Origin of the sequence: Streptomyces sp. SudanB52_2052 (assembly GCF_964272415.1) — a bacterium.
GTDB lineage: Bacteria > Actinomycetota > Actinomycetes > Streptomycetales > Streptomycetaceae > Streptomyces > Streptomyces olindensis.
This window is the reverse complement of the sequence record NZ_OZ186796.1, coordinates 5,733,185-5,752,233: the sequence shown is the minus strand read 5'-3', so window position 1 is coordinate 5,752,233 and position 19,049 is coordinate 5,733,185. Positions and strand designations below refer to the sequence as shown.

The 19,049-nt window shown below is 73.7% G+C and carries 18 protein-coding genes and 1 tRNA gene; 11 read left to right on the top strand and 8 right to left on the bottom strand.

All coding sequences use genetic code 11. The features are described from left to right. Positions 1-68: 68 nt before the first annotated feature. Positions 69-578 carry a hypothetical protein gene (locus tag ACSUPV_RS25735; protein WP_436948637.1) on the top strand — a complete coding sequence of 170 codons (510 nt, stop codon included), beginning with the start codon at positions 69-71 and terminating at the stop codon, positions 576-578. Positions 579-611: 33 nt separating this feature from the next. Here the strand turns inward: ACSUPV_RS25735 and ACSUPV_RS25730 are convergent, their stop codons facing one another. Together ACSUPV_RS25730 and ACSUPV_RS25725 are read right to left on the bottom strand one after the other, a co-directional pair. Continuing rightward, a complete protein-coding gene (locus tag ACSUPV_RS25730) occupies positions 612-1,478 on the bottom strand; it encodes a spermidine synthase (RefSeq protein WP_037769886.1) in 867 nt (288 codons plus the stop codon). Between the two features lie 73 nt (positions 1,479-1,551). Beyond that, positions 1,552-1,947 (bottom strand): hypothetical protein, encoded by a 396-nt coding sequence (locus ACSUPV_RS25725; protein WP_051649426.1) that lies wholly within the window; start codon positions 1,945-1,947, stop codon positions 1,552-1,554. Between the two features lie 297 nt (positions 1,948-2,244). Between ACSUPV_RS25725 and ACSUPV_RS25720 the strand changes: the two genes are divergently transcribed. Then, the gene (locus ACSUPV_RS25720; RefSeq protein WP_436948636.1) at positions 2,245-3,705 is read left to right on the top strand and encodes a hypothetical protein; all 1,461 of its coding nucleotides are present in this window, start codon (positions 2,245-2,247) and stop codon (positions 3,703-3,705) included. A 10-nt stretch (positions 3,706-3,715) separates the two neighbouring features. On the opposite strand, the gene ACSUPV_RS25715 is transcribed toward ACSUPV_RS25720, so the two are convergent. Beyond that, positions 3,716-4,309 (bottom strand): histidine phosphatase family protein, encoded by a 594-nt coding sequence (locus tag ACSUPV_RS25715; RefSeq protein ID WP_436948635.1) that lies wholly within the window; start codon positions 4,307-4,309, stop codon positions 3,716-3,718. A gap of 191 nt (positions 4,310-4,500) precedes the next feature. Between ACSUPV_RS25715 and ACSUPV_RS25710 the strand changes: the two genes are divergently transcribed. The 7 genes from ACSUPV_RS25710 (at position 4,501) to ACSUPV_RS25680 (ending at position 11,125) form a co-directional block, all read left to right on the top strand. Then, the gene (locus ACSUPV_RS25710) at positions 4,501-5,454 is read left to right on the top strand and encodes a phosphatase PAP2 family protein (RefSeq protein ID WP_436948634.1); all 954 of its coding nucleotides are present in this window, start codon (positions 4,501-4,503) and stop codon (positions 5,452-5,454) included. Beyond that, positions 5,405-6,562 carry a hypothetical protein gene (locus ACSUPV_RS25705; RefSeq protein ID WP_031114298.1) on the top strand — a complete coding sequence of 386 codons (1,158 nt, stop codon included), beginning with the start codon at positions 5,405-5,407 and terminating at the stop codon, positions 6,560-6,562. The genes ACSUPV_RS25710 and ACSUPV_RS25705 overlap by 50 nt, the downstream gene beginning before the upstream one ends. Then, positions 6,553-8,145, top strand: coding sequence for a hypothetical protein (locus ACSUPV_RS25700; protein ID WP_037769875.1), 1,593 nt, complete (start codon positions 6,553-6,555; stop codon positions 8,143-8,145). The genes ACSUPV_RS25705 and ACSUPV_RS25700 overlap by 10 nt, the downstream gene beginning before the upstream one ends. Beyond that, positions 8,142-9,476, top strand: coding sequence for an AAA family ATPase (locus tag ACSUPV_RS25695; protein WP_037769872.1), 1,335 nt, complete (start codon positions 8,142-8,144; stop codon positions 9,474-9,476). The genes ACSUPV_RS25700 and ACSUPV_RS25695 overlap by 4 nt, the downstream gene beginning before the upstream one ends. A 477-nt stretch (positions 9,477-9,953) precedes the next feature. Beyond that, entirely contained in the window at positions 9,954-10,322 is a 369-nt protein-coding gene (locus tag ACSUPV_RS25690) for a hypothetical protein (protein WP_037769869.1), read from the top strand. A gap of 124 nt (positions 10,323-10,446) precedes the next feature. Continuing rightward, on the top strand, positions 10,447-11,061 hold the full coding sequence (locus ACSUPV_RS25685; RefSeq protein WP_031111568.1) for a bifunctional DNA primase/polymerase: 615 nt from the start codon (positions 10,447-10,449) through the stop codon (positions 11,059-11,061). Beyond that, positions 11,052-11,125 (top strand) — tRNA-Lys (locus ACSUPV_RS25680). Before ACSUPV_RS25685 ends, ACSUPV_RS25680 begins: the two co-directional genes overlap by 10 nt. A 133-nt stretch (positions 11,126-11,258) precedes the next feature. Here the strand turns inward: ACSUPV_RS25680 and ACSUPV_RS25675 are convergent. Beyond that, positions 11,259-12,554 (bottom strand): M6 family metalloprotease domain-containing protein, encoded by a 1,296-nt coding sequence (locus ACSUPV_RS25675; RefSeq protein WP_382609586.1) that lies wholly within the window; start codon positions 12,552-12,554, stop codon positions 11,259-11,261. A gap of 277 nt (positions 12,555-12,831) precedes the next feature. Here ACSUPV_RS25675 and ACSUPV_RS25670 point away from each other — a divergent pair, with 277 nt between their 5' ends. Next, on the top strand, positions 12,832-14,691 hold the full coding sequence (locus ACSUPV_RS25670) for a putative bifunctional diguanylate cyclase/phosphodiesterase (protein ID WP_078651143.1): 1,860 nt from the start codon (positions 12,832-12,834) through the stop codon (positions 14,689-14,691). Here ACSUPV_RS25670 and ACSUPV_RS25665 read toward each other — a convergent pair. The 4 genes from ACSUPV_RS25665 to ACSUPV_RS25650 form a co-directional block, all read right to left on the bottom strand. After that, positions 14,667-15,758 (bottom strand): LLM class flavin-dependent oxidoreductase, encoded by a 1,092-nt coding sequence (locus ACSUPV_RS25665; protein WP_436948633.1) that lies wholly within the window; start codon positions 15,756-15,758, stop codon positions 14,667-14,669. The two genes, ACSUPV_RS25670 and ACSUPV_RS25665, sit on opposite strands and share 25 nt — an antisense overlap. A gap of 94 nt (positions 15,759-15,852) precedes the next feature. Then, positions 15,853-16,122 carry a hypothetical protein gene (locus ACSUPV_RS25660; RefSeq protein WP_382609593.1) on the bottom strand — a complete coding sequence of 90 codons (270 nt, stop codon included), beginning with the start codon at positions 16,120-16,122 and terminating at the stop codon, positions 15,853-15,855. A gap of 224 nt (positions 16,123-16,346) precedes the next feature. Then, positions 16,347-17,078: a maleate cis-trans isomerase family protein gene (locus ACSUPV_RS25655; protein ID WP_037769861.1), complete on the bottom strand. Its 732-nt coding sequence runs from the start codon at positions 17,076-17,078 to the stop codon at positions 16,347-16,349. Then, positions 17,075-17,890, bottom strand: a complete 816-nt coding sequence (locus ACSUPV_RS25650; RefSeq protein WP_031120864.1) for a maleate cis-trans isomerase family protein — start codon at positions 17,888-17,890, stop codon at positions 17,075-17,077. Before ACSUPV_RS25650 ends, ACSUPV_RS25655 begins: the two co-directional genes overlap by 4 nt. Positions 17,891-18,085: 195 nt before the next feature. Here ACSUPV_RS25650 and ACSUPV_RS25645 point away from each other — a divergent pair, with 195 nt between their 5' ends. Beyond that, positions 18,086-19,033, top strand: coding sequence for a D-2-hydroxyacid dehydrogenase (locus ACSUPV_RS25645; RefSeq protein WP_037769858.1), 948 nt, complete (start codon positions 18,086-18,088; stop codon positions 19,031-19,033). Positions 19,034-19,049 lie beyond the last annotated feature (16 nt).

Below are 19,049 nucleotides of genomic sequence, written 5' to 3'. Positions count from 1 at the left end.
ACAACGGGCCCCTGCGTGACGCCCGTTCCTGGACAGCGCGTGGGGCGCGTGAGGCAGGATGGCCCGCGATGCGCAGAGGACTCGTACACCTGCTGGCCTGGCTGCTCGCCACGGGCGCGGCGGTCACGCTGTCGTGGTGGGGTGTCCACACGGTGATGGCGGGCACGGCCTACGACCCGCCGCGCGCCCTGCCCATCAAGGCCGCCGACGCGGCCCCGCGGGAGCCCAAGCCGCTCGCGACGCCGACGGAGCGGACGCCTCCGCCTAAGCGGACGCCCCCGAGCGCCCCGCCGACGACGTCGAAGCCGACCCCCGCCCCCACTCGGACGACCCCCAGCCCCTCTCCCGCCGCCACCGGCCGGGTCAGGAGCTACGACACCGACGGCGGCCGGGCGGTGTTCGACCTCGGGAGGACGTCCGCCTCCCTCGTCTCGGCGACTCCCGGCGCGGGCTGGTCGATGCAGGTGTGGAAGACGGAGTCGTGGATCCGCGTGGAGTTCTCCTCGGGCGCGGACCGGGTGTCGGTGTTCTGCACCTGGCACGACGGGCCGCCGCGCGTGGAGATCGGGACCTACTGAGCGCCGGACCCGGGGCCCGTGAGCCCCACTCGGCTACTGGAACGCCGACGCGGGCGGCGCCGGGGAGGCCACCGCCGCGAGATCCGTGACGGGCACGGCCCCGCCGGTGAAGTGGGTGAGCGTCCTGCCGTGCTCGACCCGGCCCGGGTGCGGGTCGGAGGCGGCGCGGCGGGTCAGTTCGGCGACGGGCAGCGGGAGGTCGGAGGCGACCAGGACGGCGTTGCCGAAGCGCTTGCCGCGCAGCACCGTCGGGTCGGCGACCAGCGCGAGCTGCTCGAAACGGGCGGCGGCGGTGGCGATCTGGCCGCGCAGGTGGGTCAGCGGCGGCCCGTCGGCGAGGTTGGCGGCGTGGACACCGCCGGGCTTGAGGGCCCTGCGGACGTCGTCGAGGAACTCCGTCGAGGTCAGGTGGGCCGGTGTCCGGGCGCCGCTGAACACGTCGGTGATGACGAGGTCGGCCCAGCCGTCCGGCACCTTGGCGAGTCCCTCGCGGGCGTCGACGGACCGCACCCGGATCCGCGCGTTCGGATCCAACGGCAGCTCGCGGCGGACCAGTTGCACGAGGGCGGCGTCCCGTTCGACGACCTGCTGGGTGGAGCGGGGCCGGGTGGCAGCGACGTACCGGGCGAGGGTGAGCGCGCCGCCGCCGAGGTGCACGGCGTGCACGGGCCGGCCCGGCGGGGCGACGAGGTCGATGACATGCCCGAGCCGGCGCTGGTACTCGAAGGACAGGTACGCCGGGTCGTCCAGGTCGACGTGCGACTGCGGGGCCCCGTCGATCACGAGGGTCCAGGCCCGGGCCCGCTCGCGGTCGGGGATCAGCTCGGCGAGCCCGCCGTCGACGCTCTCGACGACGGCCTCCGCACCGGCTCGGCGCCGCCCGCTCCTGGACTTTCCCATGGGGGCATTATCAGGGGCGAGCCGTCGAGCAGGGCATGCGCTCCGCGCCGACCGGCGCCCGGGGCCCGGCGCCTCAGCGGCAGCCGTCCGCCGCCCTGATCGTCCGGGCCGCCTCCCCGAGGGCCCGGCGCAGCACCGCGGGGTCCGTCGCGAGGTCCGCCTCCCCGGGCGGGAGCAGCCAGTCCGAGCCCGCCACGGGGGGTTCGGGCGCCAGGGTCAGTCCGCGTCCGTCGGTCTCCGTGCACGTGCTCCCGGGCACGTCCCATGCCGCGGCCGTGCCCGGCGGTACCAGGAACCCCAGGGTGGCGCCCCCGTCGTGGTGCAGGACGGGTCCCACCGCTTCCGCTGTCCCTCGCCGCAGGATGTCGACCGCCTCCAGCCCCTGCCGCGCCGGCACCGTCACCACATCGCAGCCGGCCGCCGGTGTGCTCGGCGGCGTTCGATGATCGTTGATCCGGCTGGTCTCCATCCCGGCCTCCACCACGAAAACCCCTGCTTGGACGAGCGGTCGGGAGTCGGGGGCCTCCCGGTCCGCAGGGTTCAACGCGTGAGGCCGTCAACGGCTACGGAGGAAGTCAGCCGCAAAGGATGGCACTTCATGGCAGATCACGGATGAGATATCCGGTTTGTAGCCAAACCCAGCGTGGTGGCTCCGACACAGCAGGTACGTTCTTGCCCGCCGGACACAGGGCAGGCCATGCTGACAACACGCACAAGTCACCCCGAATCCGGCATGGTTCGACGGTTCGCACGAGAGGACCCGGCCATGGCGTCGTCAGCGGTGACCTCGTCTCAACCCAACCGGCCGACACGGCCGAACCTCGCCTTCCGGCAGCTGCGCGGACAGCGCTCGCCGTCCGAGTTCGCCGCGGCGATCCGCCGGGCCGGCCTCGAGATCGGCGAGCAGGTGAGCTGTGACGCGCGCTACATCGGGCGGGTCGAGGCGGGTGAGATCCGCTGCCCCAACTACGCCTATGAACGGGTGTTCCTGCACATGTTCCCGGGTCGCACGCTCACCGACCTCGGGTTCGCGCCCCGCTCGTCGGTACGCGGACGCCGGGCGCGCGGCATCGAGAACGCGCCCCTGACGCGCACCACGAACCTCACGAACGTCACGAGTGAGACCAGTGGGGCGTCCGAGCCGTATGACACGCAGAACCCGTACGACCCGTACCACCCGCACGACACCTACGAGGAGAGCGACGTGCTACGTCGCGCATTCATGACCGGCGGGGGCGCCACGGTGGCCGCCGCCTCGCTGGGGCCCGTGGGCCTCGCCTTCGACGCCGCGGCGGCACAGCGCCCCGTGCGCCGTGCCGGGGCGAGCGACGCGGGTGCCCTGGAAGAAGCCGTCCGCCGGATCCGCCTGCTCGACGACCGGCACGGCGCCGACGGCCTCTACCGCCGGGCGGCGGCCCCGCTGCGTGCCGCCTACGCGCTGCTCGACGCCGGCACGACCCGGCAGACGACGGCCGACCGGCTCTACTCAGGCGCCGGTGAACTGGCCATCTCCGTGGGCTGGCTGGCCCACGACTCGGGACGCTTCGACGACGCCCGCTCCCACTACGCCGAGGCCCTGGCGACCGCCCGGATGACCGGCGACCCGGGACTGGAGGCGCACGCCTTCTGCAACACGGCGTTCCTCGCGCGTGACGCGGGCCGCCCGCGCGAGGCCGTCCGGGCGGCCCAGGCCGCGCAGCGCGTCGCCCGGCCCGTGGGGTCGGCCCGGCTGATGTCGCTGCTCGCGCTGCGCGAGGCGGGCGGCTGGGCCGGTCTCGCCGACCGCGTCGGCTGCGAGCAGGCCCTGGCCCGGGCCCAGGCGCTCTTCGAGCGGGGCCCCTCGGACGCCGACCCCGAGTGGATGAGCTTCTACGGCGAGGCCGAACTGGAGGGCCTGGAGGCGCAGTGCTGGTCCACGCTGGGCGACTGGCCCCGGGCGGCACGGCACGCCCGGCGGGCGGCGGAACTCCAGGATCCGCACTTCACACGGAACATCGCCCTGTACACGGCGGAGCTGGCGGACGACCTCGCGCGGGGCGGGCGGCCGGACGAGGCCGCGGTGGCCGGGATGCGGGTGCTGGACCTGCTGGAGGAGGTCCAGTCGTCCCGGGTCCAGACGATGCTGGCGGCCACCGCGCGCGTGCTGCTGCCGCACCGGAGGGCGTCGGGGGTGTCGGCGTTCCTGGACCGGCACGCCGCGTCGCCGCGCTCGACTCGGACCACGTGACCAGGCCGTTTCAGACCAGGTGGCCCAGGTCGTTCCAGCTCTCGATCGCCGGTTCCCCGTACGCCCAGCCCAGCACCGACAGGGACGTCGGGTTCAGCCGTATCCGGGCCGCGAAGTCGAGCGGCAGGCCCAGCCAGCGCGCGCCGATGGAGCGCAGGACGTGCCCGTGGGCGAAGACCAGGACGTCGCGGTCCTCGGAGCGGGCCCAGGAGACCACCTCGTCCGCCCGGGCCGTCACCTCGGCGAGCGTCTCGCCCTCGGGGACGCCGTCGCGCCAGATCAGCCAGCCGGGCCGGACGGCCTGGATGTCCGCCGGCGTCATGCCCTCGTACGCCCCGTAGTCCCACTCCAGCAACACGTCCCAGGCCCGCGCGCGGTCCCCGAATCCGGCCAGTTCGCACGTCTCACGCGCGCGTGCCAGCGGGCTGGTGCGCACTTCGACACCGGGCAGGCCGTCGTAGGGCGCCCGGTGCAGGCGCTCGCCGAGCAGCTTGGCGCCGCGCCGGCCCTCCTCCAGAAGCGGCACGTCGGTCCTGCCCGTGTGCTTGCCGGACAGGGACCACTCGGTCTGTCCGTGGCGGGCCAGGAGGATGCGCGCAGCCATGGGGAACCTTTCCGGAAGAAAAACGCAAGCGGAACGCGTCCATCATCGCGCACCCTGTCCACGGGCAACCCGGGGGGCGATCTCTGCGTCTTTGAGGTCCGGAGAGCGCCCCCTGGGCGCACACGTACGCCGTAAAGTGGCACGACCGGACGGCCGGGCGCCGCGTGACGACGAAGGGGGAGGGCGATCGGATGCCGCACGCCGAGACACCGGGCACCGAGGCGGCCCCCGCGCGCAGGCTGCGCTGGTGGACCGAGCTGCCGCTGATCCTGCTGGTGTACGCGTGCTACACGGCGGGCCGGCTCCTCGCCCGGGGCGACGTCTCCGGTGCGGTCGACCACGGTCTGGCGCTCCTGCGTTTCGAGAAGGCGCTCCGCATCAACTTCGAGCAACCACTCAACCGCCTCTTCACGCGCGAGGCCTGGATAGGCATACCGGCGGACTTCTGGTACGCGTCCCTGCACTACCTGGTCACGCCGGCGATCCTCGTCTGGCTCTTCCGCTCCCGGGCCGTGCGCTACCGCGCCGCGCGGACCTGGCTGATGACGTCCACCCTCATAGGCCTGATCGGTTTCACCCTGCTGCCGACCTGCCCGCCCCGGCTCCTCGACGCGAGCCACGGCTTCGTGGACACGATGGCCCAGTACAGCTCCTACGGCTGGTGGGGCGGCGCGGCGAGCGCACCGCGCGGCATGGGGGGCATGACCAACCAGTACGCGGCCATGCCGAGTCTGCACGTGGGCTGGGCCCTGTGGTGCGGAGTGATGCTGTGGCGCTACGGCGGCTCGCGCACGGCGAAGGCGGCCGGTGTCGCCTACCCGCTGATCACGACGATCGTGGTCATGGGCACGGCCAACCACTACTTCCTCGACGCCGTCGCGGGCGCGGCCGTCATGGGCGTCGGACTGCTGCTGGCGCCGGTCGTGATGCGGACGGCGGACCGGGTCGGGGCACAGCTCCTGCCGCGGGTCGCGCCGGTCGCGGCGGCCTCTTCCGGCGCAGGTTCCTCAATTGTCAGTGCCGGATGCCAGACTTCCGCGGGTGAGCGAATTCCACGGCAGCGCGATGCGCGGCTCGGAGCGGGAGCCGAGCCGAGTGCCTCCCCCAAGGACGCGGGGGACGGCGCTCCGGCACCGGCTCGCTGAGCTGCGCGGCCCCGACGTACCCGCGAAGGCACTGGACGCGCGCGCCCTGGCGGCCCTGGCTGCCAACCCCGGGTGCGCGCGGCGCGCGATCCTCGACGGCGCCGGGGTGAACAAGGCGGCCCTGGCGAGCGCTCTGGGCTCCCCGTCGACTTTCGGGCAGTCGCAGTTCGCGCTCACGCGGGGCAACGCGTTCGAGGCGAAGGTCAAGGCCGACGGCGGTGCGGAGCTGCTGCGGCTGGTGCACGAGAAGCTGGACCGCTCGGCCGAACCACCCGCCGACGCGCGCGTGCCCGACCTGACCGCGACCGGCCCGCAGGGCCGCACGGCCCGTACGGCGCTGGAGCTGCGGGAGGCCGCGGCGCACCCGGGCGCGTGGACCCTGCTCGACCATCCGATGCTGGCGCTGGACGTCGCGGGCTCCCCCGCGTTCCTGGAGCCGGACGCGGTGGTGGTGCATCCGGACGGCAGCTGGACGGTGGTGGAGATCAAGTCGTTCCCGCTGCTGGACGGTTCGGCGGACCCGGCGAAGGTGGGGGCGGCGGCCCGGCAGGCGGCGGTGTACGTGCTGGCGCTGGAGGAGGTCGCGGCGCGTCTCGGCGCGGAGCCGGAGGGGCGCGGCGCCCAGGACAGGGTCGCGGCCCCACGCGTGCGGCACCGGATCCTGCTGGTCTGCCCCCGGGACTTCTCCAACCAGCCGGCCGCGTCCGCGGTGGACATCCGCAAGCAGCGCGCGGTGACGGCCCGCCAGCTGGCCCGGCTGACCCGCATCGAGGACATCGCCGACGCGCTCCCCGAGGGCACGTGCTTCTCGCCCGAGCTGCCCGCCGAGGAGCTGACGGCGGCCGTGGAGTCGGTCCCGGCGACGTACGCGCCCGAGTGCCTGTCCGCGTGCGAGCTGGCCTTCCACTGCCGGGCCCGGTCGCGCGAGACGGGCGCGGTGACGTCCCTCGGCCGCCCGGTGCGGGCGGAACTGGGCGGCCTGACGACCGTCGAGGACGTCCTCGCGGCCGCCCGCGGTGAGGCGGGCGACCCCGACGACCCGGCGGTGGCGGCCCTGCGCCGCGCGGCGGCCCTGCGCGCCGAGGCCCTGGAGGCGGCGTGTCGCTGATCTCCACCCTGGCCCGCCTCGAAGCGGTCAGCACGGGCCGCGCCCAGCCCGCCGCCACCGTCCGGCACCGGCACCTCGGCGACCGTCCGCTGGTGTTCGTGCCGCTGATCACCGCGGGTGAGGCCGGTGCCCCGCTCGGCGCGCTGGTCGGCACCGACCGGGACGCGCCGCGCCTGCTGGTCGTCCCGCAGCCCCGCGACCGCGACCTGAGGTTCGCGTTCCTGGCCGACCTGGCCGACGTGGTGCTGCCCTACGTCGACGCGTACGCGGAGGTCGTCGAGGCCGCCGAGCGCACGGAGACCGACCCGGAGACCGGCAAGCGGGTCAAGGTCGAGGTCGACCTGTGCGCGGACGCGCCGCAGCTGATCGTGCCGAGCCGGGCGGGCATCGACCTGGTGCGGCTGCTCGGGCGGTCCATGCGGTTCCGGCGTACGGCCGAGCAGGACCCGGAGGCCCCTTACCCGGCGCCGCCGCGGGTGCCGTTGCTCGGCCGGTGGCTGACGCACTTCGGGGAGCGGGCCCGGGTGCCCGGCTCCTCGCTGCTGCTGGCGATGACCGACGTCCTGGGCCGGCACTGGGCGACCGGGCAGTCCTCGCTGGAGGACCAGCACCTGGGGGCGCTGCTCGCCTGGATCGACCCGCCCGAGGGCATGACCGGCGCCGAGGCCGCGCTGAAGGCCGAGCTGGAGCGGGACGCCCAGGGGCAGCTGACGTGTCCCCCGGCCGGTCCGGCCACCGACCCGGCCTTCGACAACAAGCTGCTCGCCCCGGCCATCGAGCGCTACGACCGCGCCCGCACGGCCCTGGCCGCCGCCGAGGACGGCCTGGAGGCCGACGAACGGCTGGGCGCGCTGACCTCCGCCGAGCAGGAGATCCGCGACCTCGTGCACAGCCGCACCCGGCCCACCTGGGACGCGGTCTGGCGGGGCCTGGACCTGCTGCGCGAGCTGCCCGAGGGAGCGCATGTCGAGGAGCGGTGGACCCGCGACCGCTGGTCGTTCACCGGCCACCGCGACCGGGTCCTGGCCGGCGAGCCCCCGCAGCCGCGCCGCGACGACGCCGTCACCGCGGCCAACAAGCTCGCGACGCGCGAACGCGAACAGGCCCGGCTGGAGGCGCAGGAGGCCCTCGACGACCCGCTGGTGATGGCGGGCCGACGGCTGGCCGGGGAGGCGTTCGCGGGCGAGGTCACCGATGTCGTGATGGCGTACAGCGACGGCAAGCGCCCCAGCCCCCGCCCCCTGGTCACGGTCCGCACGGACGACCGGCCGCACCTGGGCGAGCGCACGAAGGTGTACCGCTCGCTGGGCGGGAAGCCGCAGTCGGCGGAGTTCGTCGCGGACGAGGAGGACGGGGCCTGCGTCGTGCTGCGGATCCTCGACAAGATGGGCCGCGGCAAGGAGCCCGAGCCGGGCTCGGTGCCGGAGAAGGGCGACCGGGTCTGCTTCACGCTCTTCGAGCACGAGCAGCGGGGCGGCGCCAAGCTGCCCGACCCGGAGGAGACGCCGTGGACGCACGGCGGGCCGCCCGGCGAGGCGACCCTGGAGGCCGCCGACCCGGTGACCGAGGAGGATGTGCTGTGACCACGGTGTTCGACCCCTCGGCCGCCGCGGCACAGGCCACCGACGCGATCCTCCACGACACCCTCCACGGCACCGCGCGCGGTGTGGTCGTGGACTCCCCGCCCGGGGCCGGCAAGTCCACGCTCGTGGTCCGGGCGGCCCTGGAGCTGGCGGAGGCCGGTCACCCGCTGATGGTGGTCGCGCAGACCAACGCCCAGGTCGACGACCTCGTCCTGCGGCTCGCCGAGAAGAACCCCGAGCTGCCCGTGGGGCGCCTGCACAGCAACGACGCCGATCCGTACGACAAGGCGCTCGACGGCCTGGAGAACGTACGCAAGTCGGCCAAGGCGGCGGACCTCGCCGGGCAGGCCGTGGTGATCTCGACGGCGGCGAAGTGGGCGCACGTCAAGGTCGACGAGCCGTGGCGGCACGCCATCGTCGACGAGGCGTACCAGATGCGCTCGGACGCGCTGCTCGCGGTGGCCGGGCTGTTCGAGCGGGCGCTGTTCGTGGGCGACCCGGGGCAGCTCGACCCGTTCGCGATCGTGGGCAGCGAGCAGTGGGCGGGCCTCTCCTACGATCCGTCCGCCTCGGCGGTGACGACGCTGCTCGCGCACAACCCGGACCTGCCGCAGCACCGCCTGCCGGTGTCCTGGCGGCTCCCGGCGTCGGCGGCGCCCCTGGTCTCGGACGCCTTCTACCCCTACACGCCGTTCCGCAGCGGCACCGGCCACGGCGACCGCGGCCTGTCCTTCGCGGTGCCGTCGGACGGCTCGGGCCCCGACCGGGTGATCGACGAGGCGGCCGCGTCGGGCTGGGGCCTGCTGGAACTGCCCGCCCGGCACACCCCGCGCACGGATCCGGAGGCGGTCCGGGCGGTGGCCACGGTCGTACGCCGCATGCTGGACCGGGGCGGCGCGGCGACCTCGGAACGCTCACCGGACCCCTCCCCCCTCACGGCCGACCGCATCGCCGTGGGCACGGCCCACCGGGACCAGGCGGCCGCGGTCCGTGCCGCCCTCGCCGACCTCGGCGTCACCGAGGTGGTCGTGGACACGGCGAACCGGCTGCAGGGCCGCGAGTACGACGTGACGGTGGTCCTCCACCCCCTCTCCGGCCGCCCCGACGCGACCGCGTTCCACCTGGAGACGGGCCGCCTCTGCGTCCTGGCCTCCCGCCACCGGCACGCGTGCGTGGTGGTGTGCCGGGCGGGCGTGACCGACCTCCTGGACGACTATCCGTCGACGGAGCCGGTGCAGCTGGGGACGGTGGTGAAGTTCCCGGACGGGTGGGAGGCGAACCACGCGGTGCTGGCGCACCTGGCCGAGCACCGGGTCGCGTGGCGGCCATGACCCGCACCACCGAAACCACCCACCCCCAGCCCCCCCGCCCGCCGGCCGGAGGCCGGCACACCGCCGGAGGCGGCCGATGAACACAGCCCGGACGGGTGGGAGGCGAACCACGCGGTGCTGGCGCACTTGGCCGAGCACCGGGTCGCGTGGCGGCCATGACCCGCACCACCGAAACCACCCACCCCCAGCCTCCCCCGCCCGCCGGCCGGAGGCCGGCACGCCGCCGGAGGCGGCCGATGAACACAGCCCGGACGGGTGGGAGGCGAACCACGCGGTGCTGGCGCACCTGGCCGAGCACCGGGTCGCGTGGCGGCCATGACGCCGGCCGAACATCGCGTGTCCTGGCAGCCGTAGCGAACGCGGGGTGGTGGGGCGGACGTATCCACCGTCGCGATGCCCACTTGCGCGCCCGCGAGACAATGGACGGTGGCCCACTCCACCGGGAGGGCCGTGCGCGACGTACGAGGAGGAGAAGACATGGCGGAGCCCACGCCGCGTCGGAACGAACCGCGGCTACGCCCCGCGCCCCTGCTCTTCGAGCCCGCGGAGGCGGCCTCCGACCCTGAGCACTTCTTCGACCTCGAGTCGATCGACGACCCACGGGCGCTGCTGGCCCGGGCGACCGAGCTGACGCTGGCGTTCCGGGCGGCGGCGGACCGGGCCGTGGAGTTCCAGGCGATCGCGGCGGCGCAGCTGGCCGACCCGCGGCGGTTCGACCGGCTGACGACGGCGGACATCGCCGAGCGAGCCGAGTGGACCGAGGACTACGCCAAGAAGATGGTCGAGTTCGGACGGGACCTGATGCGGGGCGACGCCGAGGGCCGCGGGCCGGGCGACCCGGTCTAGAACGGCCCTCCGCCCGATCACCCGGCATATGCCAGGCGGGCAAGATACCCGCTCCCACCCGCTCCTGTCCCGATTTCCCGCAACCCTCGGGAATCGCACGCTCACGCCCGGTACACCTGGACGCATGAGCAGCGCATGGAACGCCTCCCACGTCACCCCGGACGGAGCCGCCTGGCTCGCCTCGGCAGGAACGTATCCGCGAAGCACGCTCGCCCTCTGGGAGGAGCGGCCGGACGCGCCGGTCGTGCTGCCCTGCGGGTCGGTCTTCGACGTGGTCAGCGCGCCGGCCCTGTTCGGGCGCCGGATGCTGGACCGGCTGTGGGACGACGGCCCCGGCTCGGGCCCGGTCGCGGAGCTGCGCGGCAGGATGCTGCTGTTCGCCGCCCCGGGCACGGCCCAGCGGCTGCCGGTGCTGCTGGAGTGGGAGGAGTGGGGCACCCGGGGCGGGGACGCCCGGGAGGCCTGCCGCACGGACGCCGTACCCCCGCTGCTGTGCCACGGCACCGGCGACGCGGTGACCGTCCCGGCCCCCACGCAGAGCGCGTCCCCGCTCACCCCCGCCGCGACCCGCTCCACCGCCCGCTGGCTCGTCGCCCCCGACACCCGTCAGCCCTGGCTGCCGGGCCCCGAGGTCCTGCTGTGGGCGGCCGTGCGAGCGGCCCGCTCGGCCGTGCGGATATCGATTTTTCCTCCTCCCGACCAGGGTGCTAAGGTCTACGACGTCAGCAGGCGCCGCTAGCTCAGTTGGTTAGAGCAGCTGACTCTTAATCAGCGGGTCCGGGGTTCGAGTCCCTGGCGGCGCACGATGACGATGGCGAGGCGGGTTCGCAGAAAGCGCGAACCACCTCGCCATCTCTGTTATTGCGCGGCTTCGCCGCGCGCCGTGGGAGCTCCGCCACCCACACCCCCTTTCACTCGGCGTCGCAGCCCACCCCTTCAGCGGCCCACCGTGATCTTCACCGTCCAGGCCCCCGAAGCCGTGCGTCCTTCCACCTCCACCCGTACCGCCTCCCCTGGCACCGTGAAGCTCTCCCCGAGGGCGATCGGGGCGTCCGCGAGCGGTGGGTAGACCGAGTCCTCCCAGCAGGCCTCCGTGCGCGGGTGGGCGTCGATCACCTCGATCGGCCCGCCCCCGGACTGGGTCCCGCCCCGCACCCGGTACACGAGCACCCCCTGCCGGCACGCCGCCGCGTCGTTGCCCGCCGGTCCCCGCGCCTCGAAGGCGAGCACGCTGTCGCGGCCCGTCCGCAGGACGGCGAGCTTCGTGCCCCGCCCGAGCCCGAAGGCCGGCGCCCCGGCGGCGCCCGCGACCGGCACCCCGGGCCCCGCGGCCAGCGGCTCCAGCGTCAGCCGGGCGGGACCGGCGTCCTGCACGCACCGCACCTGCCGCGAATCCAGCCAACCCAGCTTCCACTTGTGCCAGCCGAAGAGATCGGGGGCCAGTCCGAACTGGCTGCCCATCAGGTCCCAGTCGCCGACGTGGGTGTCCCAGTCGCCCTTGCCGTCGGCGGGCCGGTGGTACAGGTCGGGCAGGTCGAAGACGTGCCCGGTCTCGTGGGCGAGGACCAGCCGGTCCGGCGGATGCTGCTCGAACACCGTGACGACCCGGCGCAGATCGGTGCCGTCGGCCCGCATCGGGCTCGTGAGGTTCACGACCTTCGTCGCGTCGGAGTCCACGCCCGGCGCGTCCGGGTCGGCGACGAAGTACACGACGTCGTAGCGCGAGAAGTCCACCCTCGGGTCGGCCCCGGCGAGCGCGTCGCGCAGGTAGGCGGCCCGGTGCTCGGGGCTCCAGTCGCGCTGTATGTCGTACGCGGTGGACGGCCGGGGCATCTGGATCCAGTGCCTCAGCGGGTGCGGGCGCAGGGTGAAGCGGCCGTAGGAGGCGCGTTCGAAGAAGCGGGTGGTGGCCGGGAAGTGGTCGGCGGTCAGCTCCTGCGGCGTGGTCAGCGGGTGGGCGTCCGGGAAGGACAGGAAGACCATGACCGCGTCCAGGGCCCGGGCCGGGCGCGGATAGGCGGTGTTCCAGGTGTCCAGGCCCTCCGAGTGGTGGGCGTCGGTGCGGGTCAGGGCGCAGGGCGCGGCCGAGTCGGGCTCGGCGGCCGAGGGGCCGGTGCCGAGGGAGGTGGCGGCGAGCGCCGACATGGTGGTGAACACGGCCGCGGTGCTGCGCAGTCGGGCGCGCGGGAACGGACGCGGCACGGATACCTCCGGGTACGGTTCGCGGGACACCGCACCCAGCCTGTGGTGATTTGTCGTACCGCGCCCTGTTTGCCTGCACCGGTTGGGTGAGTGGGCCGAAAATTCGCGGAAGCCGACACCCCCGAAGCACTCACGGAACGTCACAACTGGTCGGAGGCCTGAAGAGGTCGTCCAGGTGTGAGCAGAAACGATCTGGCAGAAGCGCGGACCGGCCGGGGAGACTGGACACCGGCTGGAAGCCCCTGGGGCCAGCCTCTATGATCGGCACACTTTCCTGACCTTTCCTGCACGGACAGAGATCGAATACATGCGGGAGCGAGCGGTGAGCGGAACCTCCGAAGGGCCGGCGCCCGCGGCAGACCTCGACCGGCCGATCGTCACAGAGAGTGAGATTGATACGCCTCCCCGTACCGAGCCCCTGCCGCAGCCGCCCTACCGCTCCGTCTTCACGGCCGCCCCGCTCGCCATGGCCGTCGTCGACCGCGAGGGCGTGGTCGTCAGCGCCAACGACGCGCTCGCCGCGCTGCTCGGCAGCAGCCCGGACGCACTCGCCGGGGCCGTCGCCGCCGACCTGGTCGATCTCGGCTCCGACGCCCGCAGCTGGCACGCCTACCGCGAGGTGCTGCGCGGCCGGCAGTCCCGGCTGCGCTGCACGCGCCGCCTGAAGCACCCCGACGGGCACTCGCTGTGGGTGCAGGTGACGGTCGCGCCGCTGCCCGCTGAGGACCGGGCCGTCCTGCTGTCCGTCGCCGACATCAGCTCGCGCCGCGAACTCCAGGGGCGGCTGCGGCACTTGCAGATGCACGACCCGGTGACCCGGCTGCCCAACCGCACCCTGTTCTTCGAACGCCTGTCGGCCGCACTGGAGGCCGAGTCGTACGAGGAGAGCGGCACGGGCCGGATCGGGCTGTGCTACCTGGACCTGGACGGCTTCAAGGCCATCAACGACACCCTCGGCCACCGCATCGGCGACCGGTTGCTGGCCGCCGTGGCCGAGCGCCTGACGCGCTGCGCGGACGAGGCAGGTCACTCCCGGACCAGCATCCCGCTGGTGGCGCGCCTCGGCGGTGACGAGTTCGCGCTGCTCGTCGAGGACTCCACCGGCACCGAGCAACTGGCCGAGCTGGCCGAGTCGGTGCTGCGGGCGATCCAGGACCCGTTCGACATCTCCGGCCAGCGGCTGTCGGTGTCGGCGTCGATCGGCGTGGTCGAACGGCACGCGGCCGGGACCACCCCGACCGCCCTGATGCAGGCCGCGGACACGACGCTGTACTGGGCGAAGGCCGACGGCAAGGCCCGCTGGACGCTGTTCGACCCGGAGCGCAACGCCCACCGCATGACCCGCCAGGCGCTCGCCTCCACGCTCCGCCCGGCCATCGACCGGGGCGAGTTCCAACTGGAGTACCAGCCGCTGGTCGGCATGGAGGACGACCGGCTGCACGGGGTCGAGGCGCTCGTCCGCTGGCACCATCCGCAGTTCGGCGTCCTTACGCCGAATCGGTTCATCGGACTGGCGGAGGAGGACGGTTCGATCGTTCCGCTGGGCCGCTGGGTGCTGCGCACGGCCTGCCGACAGGCCCGCCGCTGGCAGCTGGACCACCCGGACGAGCCGCCGATCTTCGTCAGCGTGAACGTGGCGGTCCGTCAGGTGTGGGACTCCGACCTGGTCGCGGACGTGGCCGAGACCCTGGCCGAGACGGGCCTCGCGCCGCATCTGCTCCAGCTGGAGCTGACGGAGTCGGCGGTGATGGGCTCGGCGGGCCGGCCGCTGCAGGCGCTGAAGGCCCTCAGCGACATGGGCGTCCGCATCGCCATCGACGACTTCGGCACGGGCTACTCGAACCTGGCGTATCTGAGCCGGCTGCCGGTGTCGGTGCTGAAGCTGGACGGGTCCTTCGTGCGGGGCTTCCAGTACGACGATCGGGAGGCTGCCGCCCGGGCGAACCCGGCCGACGAGGTCGTCGTCGAGGCGATGATCCAGCTGGCCCACCGGCTGGGCCTGACGGTCACCGCGGAGTGCGTGGAGACCTCGGCCCAGGCCACGCGGCTGCGGAGCATCGGCTGCGACACCGGACAGGGCTGGCTCTACTCCCGTCCGGTGCCGCCGGACCGTATCTCCGAGCTGCTGGGCACGCCGGGCGTTCAGGCGGGCGTCGGCAACCCGTAGGCATCGGCGATGAGTTCGTAGGAGCGCACGCGGACGTCTCCGCCGTGGGCGTTGGCCGTGATCATCAGCTCGTCGGCGCCGGTGCGCTTGGCGAGGTCGTCCAGGCCGGAGCGGACCTCGTCCGGGGTGCCGTGCACGACGTTGACGTTCCAGGAGTCGACGAAGTCGCGCTCCACGGGGCTGAACTCGTACGCCTCGGCCTCCTCCGGCGTGGGCACCAGGCCGGGGCGGCCGGTGCGCAGCCGGACCATGCTGAGCGCGGCGGCCAGCACCTGGCGGCGGGCCTCCTTCTCCTCGTCGGCGGCGAGCGCGGAGACGCCGATGAGGGCGTACGGGCGGTCGAGCACGGCGGACGGCTGGAATGACTCCCGGTACAGGTCGAGGGCCGGGATGGTGTTCTGCGCCGAGAAGTGGTGGGCGAAGGCGAAGGGCAGTCCGAGGGCGCCGGCCAGGCGGGCGCTGAAGCCGGAGGAGCCGAGCAGCCAGACCGGCGGGCGGTGCGGGGACTGGACGCCGCCGGGGGAGGTGGCCTGGACCGGGCCGGGGACGGCGTGGATGCGGCGGTAGGGATGACCGTCGGGGAAGTCGTCGTCGAGGAACCGGATCAGCTCGGCGAGTTGCTGGGGGAAGTCGTCGGCGCCTTCGTTCAGCCGGTCGGTGCGGCGCAGGGCGGCGGCGGTGGCGCCGTCGGTGCCGGGCGCGCGGCCGAGGCCGAGGTCGATCCGGCCCGGGGCCATGGCCTCCAGCGTCCCGAACTGTTCGGCGATCACCAGCGGGGCGTGGTTGGGCAGCATGACGCCGCCCGAGCCGAGGCGGATGCGGTCGGTGTGGGCGGCGAGGTGGGCCAGGATCACGGCCGGGGACGAGGAGGCCACGCCCGGCATGGAGTGGTGCTCGGCGACCCAGTAGCGGTGGAAGCCGCGGCTCTCCGCGAGACGGGCCAGGTCGACGCTGGTGCGCAACGCGTCGGAGGCGGTGCGGCCGGCCCCGACGGTGACCAGGTCCAGTACGGAGAGGGGGACGGGGGCGCTGCCCTGCTCTGCGCCGCGTATCTCGTCTGCCGCCACGGTGGGGTGCCTCCTGCTGTGGGCCGTGTGCTGTCGTTCCGGCGTTAACAGGGGACTGTCTCCGCTTATTCCCGGCCGCGGCACCCGGGAGCTGTCAGGCGGCCTGTTCCCAGTCGCTCCGCGCGCAGCCGGGCGGGGTCGGGGGGTCGGTCTTCTCGCGGGCCCGGAGGACGGTCCAGGCGAGGGCGGTCGCACCGAACAGCCACCAGGGCAGGAGCCACGCGACGCCCCACCAACCGGCCCGTGGACCGAGCGAGGCGTCCACCGCGGCGGTGATCATGGCCGCGGCCAGGCTCCAGCACAGCAGGCGGGCGGCGATCTGGACAGCGCTTGCAGGGGATCTGAACGGGCCCGTTTCGGCCATCGGGGGGTCCTTCACGGCACGACTGGCTGCGGACGTGGCCAGTGTGCACGGGGTGGACGACGGAAGGGGAACGCGCTTTCGGTCAACTCAAGCGCCCCGTGAGGCACCGGAGTTGAGGGTTCCTCACCTTCCGGCGGTCAGTTCGCCCCGCTGCGCCCGGATCCGTCCCGCCGAAGAGGTGGGACCGATTCCGGGCGCCGGGTCCGAAGCCGTGTCGAGTCCGCTCACACCTGCACGATCGGTTCCCTCGTGAACAGCGCCCCCAGTTCCGGCGCGTTCACCCTCCGGTCCGCCAGGCGCAGGGCCTCCCAGACCGTGACCTGGTTGGCGGTGAGGATCGGCTTGCCGAGTTCCTTCTCCAGGGCCGGGATGTGCGCGGCCGTGTGCAGGGCCGTGTCGGGCAGGAGGAGGGCCTGGGCGTCGGGGTGGTCGGAGTTCCGGGCCAGTTCGAGGAGCTCCGCCTCGCCCCAGGTGCCGACCTCGGCCGCCGTGATGATGCCGGAGCTGTTGACCGACACGACGTCGACACCGTCCGAGCGGAGGAACTGCGCGAAGAGCTGGGCCACGTCCTCCGGGTACGTCGCCCCGATCGCGACCCGCCGCACCCCCAGCTCCCGTACCGCGTGCACGAACGCGAAGGACGTCGAGGAGGCGGGCATGCCCGCCGTCTGGGCCAGGGTGCGCACCTGTTCCTGGGCGCCGTCCCAGCCGTAGACGAAGCTGCCGCTCGTGCAGGCCCACACCACGGCCTCGGCGCCGGCGTGCCGCAGCTCCTGGACGCCGGCCGCCAGCCGCCCGGCCGCGCCCATCTCCAGCAGCGCGTCCACCCGGTGCGCGTCCTCACCGATGTCGGTGTGCACCAGGTCCACCCGGATGTCGCTGCCCAGCAACTGCTCGATGCGCGGATAGTCGTCCTCGGCGGAGTGGCCCGGGTAGAGGAATCCCAGTGCTGTCATGTCCAGCCTTCCTGCTGCTGCTCTTCTTCCGGCACTACGGGACCGGGGTCCGCCCCCGGCGGTACGGGGCCGGACCGCGCCGCCGGATTGATCAGCGCTTGATACGGCCCCACGGCACGGGTACCCAGTCGCCGCAGCGCCGCCCACATCGTCACTTGGTTGGCCGAGATCACCGGGATGCGCAGCTCCGCCTCCAGCTGGGGGATCACGTCGTAGGTGGGCAGGTTGGTGCAGCTGATGAACAGCGCGTCGGCGTCGCCGCGGACAGCTTGGCGCGCCATGTCCACGACCTCCCGGTAGGGCACCTTCCAGATGTGCCGGGTCAGCCCCATGAAGGCGCAGCCGGAGATCGCCACGCCGGCCTGGGCGACGTAGGCCTCCAGGGACTGCGTGACCGAGACCGTGTACGGCGTCACCAGCGCCACCCGCCGGACGTCCAGCTCGACCAGGGCCTCCAGGAGCGCGCCCGAGGTGGTGATCGCGGGGACGGCACCCGCCCGGCTCATCGCCTCGCACATCGCGCGCTCGCCCATGACGCCGCCGACGAAGCTGCCCGAGGTGCAGGCGTAGGCGACGACCTCGGGGGCGATCGCGGTGAGCGTGCGGACCGCCTCGCTCAGCGTCTCGTGCTCGCTGACCAGGCGGGCGAGGTCGAGACTGACCTCGACCGGCACGTACGGCGTGCGTGTCATGTGCAGGGAGACCCCGTCCGGCACCCAGCGCCACAGCTCGCGGTCGAGTGCGAAGTCGAACGGGGCGACGACGCCGACCCCGCGCTGCGGGCTGGGCCCGCCGAGAAATGAGACGTCCATGGCAGGCACCGGCCTCACGCTGGGCAACGAGTGTGCAACGGATCGTGGGAACGCCCGTGTTGACGACGGTAGGTTCGGGTGCGAGCGTGGTCAATCCGCCCGGATCACTCCCTGGTCAACACCGGGTTAACTCGTCGTCACCGGCAGCCCCGAGGGGTCGGCCGGTCCGCCGAACGGCTGGAGAAACGGCTGCTCATGCCCACCCCCACCCTGCTCGTCCTGGACGCCGAACCCCTCCCCCGCCTCGGCCGCCTCACCGGCCGCGCCCGTATCGAACACACCGACGCGGCGGGGCTCGCGGAGCACCTCCCGCGCGCGGATGTACTGCTGGTGTGGGACTTCACCTCGCGCGCCGTGCGGGACGCCTGGCCGGGCGAGGGCCCGCGGCCCCGCTGGGTGCACACCGCGAGCGCCGGGGTGGACCATCTGATGTGTCCGGAACTCGCCGCCTCGGACACGGTGGTGACGAACGCGCGGGGCATCTTCGACCAGCCGATCGCCGAGTACGTCGCCGCGCTCGTCCTGGCGATGGCCAAGGATCTGCCGCGCACGCTGGAGCTCCAGCGGGAGCGGACCTGGCGGCACCGCGAGTCGCACAAGGTCGCCGGGACCCGGGCCGTCGTGGTCGGCTCCGGACCGATCGGCCGGGCGATCGCCGGCACGCTCAAGGCGCTGGGCATCACGACCGCGCTCGTGGGCCGCACCCCGCGCACCGGCGTGCACGGCCCGGAGGACCTGGACCGGCTGCTGTCCCGCGCCGACTGGGTGATCGCGGCAGCGCCGCTCACGGAGCAGACGCACGGCATGTTCGACGCCCGCCGCTTCGGCGTGATGCAGCCGTCCGCCCGGTTCGTCAACATCGGCCGGGGCCAGCTCGTCGTCGAGGACGACCTCGCCGACGCCCTGGCCAAGCACTGGATCGCGGGTGCCGCGCTGGACGTCTTCGCCGACGAACCCCTGACCCCGGACAGCCCGTTGTGGCGGCTCCCCGGCCTGATCGTGTCGCCCCACATGAGCGGCGACACGATCGGCTGGCGGGACGACCTCGGCGCCCAGTTCGTGGAGCTGTACGAGCTGTGGGAGGCCGGCAAGCCGCTGGTGAACGTGGTCGACAAGCAGCGTGGGTATGTACCCGGCCACTGACGTTCCTGGGAGGGTG